This is a genomic window from Pseudomonas sp., assembly GCF_037994325.1.
GTDB lineage: Bacteria > Pseudomonadota > Gammaproteobacteria > Pseudomonadales > Pseudomonadaceae > Aquipseudomonas.
In genome coordinates this window covers 1-5462 of record NZ_JBBNAH010000087.1, presented here as the reverse complement: position 1 = coordinate 5462, position 5462 = coordinate 1, and the positions used below count along the sequence as shown (strand labels likewise).

Here is a 5462-nt window from a genome sequence, read left to right as displayed (position 1 = left end):
GCCCCACCCTGCCGCCGCCCTCGCCCACCTACACGCCGCCCGCCGACACCGGCAAGAGCAGCAAGGTGCCGTTGATTGCCGGCGCTGGTTTGCTGTTGCTGCTGATTCTCGGCGGTGGCGGTTACTTTCTGATGAGTGGCCCTAAGGCGGACAAGCCGCCCGTTGCCGTGGTTACGCCGGAGAAAAAGCCGCAGCCACCGGCTAAAACCGACACCCCGACAGCGGGCGCGGTTAGCCCTGCTGCCAATCAAGATGGCGGCGATAAACCGCTGCTGATGGCTGGCAAGAAAACCCTGTTCCAACGCGTGCTCAGCAAGCCAGGCGCCAAGCTGGCCAGCGATGCCGGCGGGCAACCGGGCAGCAGCGCGCTGCCGGCGTTTTCCGTGCTTTATGTGTATGCCCGCCAGCAAGTCGGTGGCGCGCCGTGGGTAAAAGTCGGCGCCGCCAGCGACGGCCATAGCGAAGGCTGGTTGCCGGCCGAGCAGGTTAGCGATTGGAAGCAAAGCCTGGTGCTGAAATTCACCGAGCGCTCGGGCCGTGGCCCGGTGATGTTTTTGCGCAAACCAGATGATGTCGAGCGCCTATTGGCCGACACCAACGCCGCACGCAATGAAATGACCAAGGCGCAACGCGACGACGGTTCCAGCCAAAGCGTGCTGGCCATCGAGCCGCAAGCCAACGCTATTCCGCAAGACCAGTTCTACCTGCTGCCGATTTTCGAATCGCGCGAGAGCTTTGATGCCGACGGCCAGCCAGCGCAGTTGCTCAACGTTGCCTCGATTGACCCGGGCAATACCCCGCAGGTCAACGGCGCGGGCGCCAAGTTAGCCAGCTCGCCAGATGCCTTCCGCACCGGCATCGTGCTGGTGGTGGATACCTCGGTGTCAATGCAGCCGTATATCGACCAAGTCAACGACGTGGTCAAAGGCCTGCAAGAGCAGATCAGCGCCCGTGGCGAGCTGGATAAAGTCAGCTTTGGCATGGTCGGTTTCCGCAATAACACCGACAAAACCCCGGGCCTGGAATACGTCAGCAAAACCCTGGTGCCGTTGCAGCAAGACAACGACCCCAAGCGCTTTATCGAACTGGCCCGCGATGTAAAAGCCACCACGGTGTCCAGCCACTCGTTTAACGAAGATGCCTTTGCCGGAGTGATGGACGCGGTCGACAACATGGACTGGTCGCCCTACGCCGGCCGGGTAATTTTGCTGGTTACCGATGCCGGCGCCCTGCGCAAAAACGACCCGCTGGGCCGTACGCAAATGAACGAAGCCCAGGTACGTGAAGCGGCGCTGCGCAAGAACATCAAAATCTACGCCCTGCACCTGCGCACCCCAGCCGGCAAGACTAACCACGGCTACGCCGAGCAGCAGTACCGCAGCCTGACCGCCGATGCCAACCCGAAAATTGGCGACCTGTATATCTCGGTTGCCGGTGGCGACGTGGGCAAGTTTGGCAGCACCGTTAGCGAGATCGGTTCGGTGTTTGCCGACCTGGTGCACAACGCCGGCCAGCAAAAAGCCCAACCGGCGCCAGCGGTGCAAAGTGGCCTGAGCCTGGCGGCAAAAACCGCCGCCATCGGTTACGCCATGCATATGGACTTCCTTGGCCAACGCAACGCCGCCCATGCGCCACAACTGGTCACCGCCTGGACCTCCGACCGCGACCTGACCAACCCCACCTTGCCGGCCTTTCAGGTGTGCGTGCTGCTGAGCAAATTGCAGCTCAACGACCTGCAACAGTCGCTGAAATTGATCGTCGATGCCGCCCGGCGCACGCAGAGTTCGTCGAAAGATTTCTTCGACGAAATCGCCTCAGCCAGCGCCTATATGAGCCGCGACCCGTCCAAGCTGGTGAAAGGCAGCAACCTGGCCGAGAGCGGCATTTTGGGTGAATACCTGGAAGGCCTGCCGTACCGCAGCAAGTCGCTGAATATGACCCAGGAGTTGTGGTTGTCGCTGAGCGTGGCCGAACAGGAAGACTTTATCGACGAGCTGGATTCAAAAATCCGCCTCTACGAAACCTTCCACAACGACGTGGCCAACTGGGTGCGCTTCGGCGATGCCGAGCCGGGTGATGCCTTGTACCGCGTTCCGTTATCGACCTTGCCTTGATGCTACGCCTGCGCGATATCCATAAAACCCGCGGTGAGGGCCGCCAGCGCTACAGCCTGAGCATCCCCCACCTCGACCTGGCGGCCGGCCAACAGATTGCCGTGGTCGGCCCCAGCGGTTGTGGCAAAAGCACCCTGCTGGATTTGCTCGCGCTGGTACTTTCCCCGGACCGCAGCGGCCAGTTCAGTGTTGAGCTGGACGGCGGCACCTTTGATATCGCCGCCCTCTGGCGAGCGGATAACCACGATGCCCTGGCGCGCTTGCGGCGCAAGGCCTGCGGCTATGTGCTACAGACCGGTGGCCTGCTGGAGTTTCTCGACGTGCGCGGCAATATCGAGCTGCCACGGCGCTTGCTGGAATTGCCAGGCGATGACCGCGTGCAGCGCTTGGCCGAACACTTGGAAATCGCTGACTACCTGGGCAAACGCCCCCATCAACTGTCCGTTGGGCAACGCCAACGCGTAGGCATTGCCCGCGCCCTCGCCCACGCGCCGCGTCTGGTGCTGGCCGATGAACCCACGGCGTCCCTTGATCCGGCCAATGCCCAGCGGGTGATGCAGTTGTTAGTGGAACAGGCCAGGCTTAGCCGCACCTGCACAGTGATCGCCACCCACGATGAGCCGTTGGCACGCAACGCCGGCTTGGCAGTGTTGCCGATCGATTGGCAGCGTGATGCCGATGGCGGTGTGACCGCCACCCTTGGGGAGTGGCGCTGATGCGCATCGGCCTGCTGTTGTCGCTGGCCTGGGCCGACTACCGCACCGAGGCGCGGCTGTCGATTTGCGCCGTGTTGGCGCTGACCGCGGTAATCACGCCGCTGTTGGTGCTGTTTGGCCTTAAATTCGGCTTGGTCAGCACCCTGACCGAACGCCTGGAAAACGACCCGGCCGTGCGTGAAGTCATCACCCTCGGCGGTGGCCGTTTTAGTGCCAAGGAAATTGCCCAACTGGCACTGCGTGACGACGTGGCCTTTGCCCTGCCGCGCACCCGGCAAATTGCCGCCACGGCGGATCTTTCCACCGCCGCTTCCGGCCAAGCACTGACGGTCGAAATGATCCCCACCGCCAGCGGCGATCCGCTGTTGGCGTCGGCGCCATTGCCAGCCGGTGATGAACAGATTTTGCTCACACAGAGCGCGGCGGAAAAACTCGGCGTTAAGGCCGGCGACCGCCTCGGCGCGCGCTTTGGCCGCCGGCAAGACGGCCAAGCCGAATCGCGCCAACTCAGCGTTACCGTGCTCGCCGTGCTGCCGTTGGCGACCTTTAACCGCGATGCCTTGTTTGCCCCGCTAAGCCTGCTGGAAGCCGCCGAGGATTACCGCGATGGCCGCGCCGTGCCACGTTTGGACTGGCCGGGACGCGAACCGGCAGAGCCCGGCAGCCGCGTGTATCCTGGCTTGCGCTTGTATGCGGCAAACCTCGATGGCGTGGAAAGCCTGCGCCAACACTTCAACGCCAGCGGCCAAGAGGTGTCGACCCAGGCGCAAACCATCGCCCAGGTGCGCTCGCTGAGCCATAACTTGAACCTGGTGTTTTGGATTATCAGCGGCCTGGCAGTGGCCGGCGCGTTTGCCGCCATCGTCGCCAGTACCCTGGCCGCCGTGGAACGCAAACGGCGCGCGCTGGCGGTACTACGTTTACTCGGCTTTCCCACCGCTGCCCTGGTGGCCTTTCTGGTGCTATTGGCGCTCTACAGTGGCGTATTTAGCCTGGGCTTGGCCTGGCTGCTCTACGGGCTGGCGCAAGTGGGCCTGAATGCCTTGTTTGAATCGGCGGCGGGCGAATTTGTCTGTCGCTTATTGCCGGTGCATTACCTAATTGCGTTGCTGGCCACCCTGGCGTGCAGCATTCTGGCCGCCGCCCTGGGTGGCTGGCGTGCCGCACAGATTGAAGCTTCAGAAGGACTACGGGATGTTTAAGCGGGCTACGGCAGTACTGGCGCTTTCAATGGCGTCGTTGAGTTTTTCGGCCCTTGCCGAAGAGGCGTCGGTGGACAACCCCAAACCGCTGCCCGACGACGTTAGCCTGCCGCTGCCCTGTGGCGGCAGCCTGGTGATGCGTTATGTGTATGTACTGGCCAACGGCACCCTCGACGACCGCGAAATCAGCCTGGGCTACCCCTTTGCCGAGGGCGAAAGCGGCTATCAGCAGTCGTTTATCTCCGGCTACCGCCGCGACTTTATCAACGGCCAATTCACCCTCGCCGACTTGCCCGAGAGCTGGCGCGACACGATCAAACCGGTACTGCCGAAAAAAGAAGCCGGCACACCGCTGTCGCCCATGCTGTATTTCATCGGCAAGTACGAAGTCACCGCGCGCCAATACAGCGCGGTAATGGACCAAGCCGCCTCGTTGGCAGGCCAAGGCGAGCCGCCAGCTTGCCCGGAGCCAGCAACCGGCGCGGCGGCGCGGTTGCCCAAGGTGAAGGTCTCGCACTTTGATGCCGAGCGGTTTGCCGCCGTGTACACCGCCTGGCTAATGAAAAACCACCGCGACTTGCTGCCGGTGAGTGGTCGCACGGCGAAAGCCGAAGATGGCGGCGTGAGCTTTGTGCGCTTGCCGTCAGAAGCGGAGTGGGAATTTGCCGCCCGTGGCGCCCAGGCCGTTAGCCGTCAGGAGCTCGAAGGCCGGCTGTTCCCGCGCAAAGTTGAAGGCAGTGATCAGGAAGGCCCGCTGGGTGATTGGGCGGTGTACAACCAAGTCGCTGGCGGCACCGGGCAAGCGGCACGCCTGCTGCCGATTGGCACCAAGCTGCCTAACCCCATCGGCATGTTTGATGTGATCGGCAACGCTGCGGAAATGGTTCAGGAGTCGTTCCAACTGGTGCACGCCGGGCGCCGCCAGGGCACCTACGGCGGTTTTGTGGTCAAGGGCGGCAACTACCTGGAAGGTGAAACCACGCTGTTTACCGGTATGCGCCGCGAATACCCACTCTTCGCCGCCGACGGCACCGAACAGCTAAATGAAACCACCGGCTTTCGCGTCGCCCTGGGCGCCCTCTCCGCTCCGCGTTCGCGCTACAAAGAACTGCAAACCCAGTGGCAAAAAGAAGGTCGCCTGGCCGGCCTGACCGACGCCATCGACGATTCCCAAGACCCAACCAAAAGCCTGGACAGCGTAATTGCCGCCAGCACCGACCCGGCCCTGCAAGCGCAGTTAGGCATGATTAACGAGGAGCTGAAACGAAACGTCTCGCTGATTGCCCAACAACGCGAGGAAGCGGCCGGCAACCTGATTCAGTCAGCGGCGCTGGTGGCCGAAACCATCAACAACTACAACATCCGTTTGACCAATTTGAAAAAAAGTCAGGAACAAGCAAAGGCCAACAAGGACGAAGCCTCAGCTAAGC

General features: G+C 62.3%; 4 protein-coding genes. All 4 read left to right on the top strand.

From position 1 onward, the window contains the following. Positions 1-2114: vWA domain-containing protein (locus AAAB16_RS02785; RefSeq protein ID WP_340661962.1), on the top strand; the 2114-nt coding region annotated here is incomplete at its 5' end. Further along, positions 2114-2830: an ATP-binding cassette domain-containing protein gene (locus tag AAAB16_RS02780; RefSeq protein WP_340661961.1), complete on the top strand. Its 717-nt coding sequence runs from the start codon at positions 2114-2116 to the stop codon at positions 2828-2830. The genes AAAB16_RS02785 and AAAB16_RS02780, both read left to right, overlap by 1 nt. Then, the gene (locus tag AAAB16_RS02775) at positions 2830-4032 is read left to right on the top strand and encodes an FtsX-like permease family protein (protein ID WP_340661960.1); all 1203 of its coding nucleotides are present in this window, start codon (positions 2830-2832) and stop codon (positions 4030-4032) included. Before AAAB16_RS02780 ends, AAAB16_RS02775 begins: the two co-directional genes overlap by 1 nt. Continuing rightward, the coding region (locus AAAB16_RS02770) for an SUMF1/EgtB/PvdO family nonheme iron enzyme (protein ID WP_340661959.1) at positions 4025-5462 on the top strand (1438 nt) is incomplete at its 3' end. The genes AAAB16_RS02775 and AAAB16_RS02770, both read left to right, overlap by 8 nt.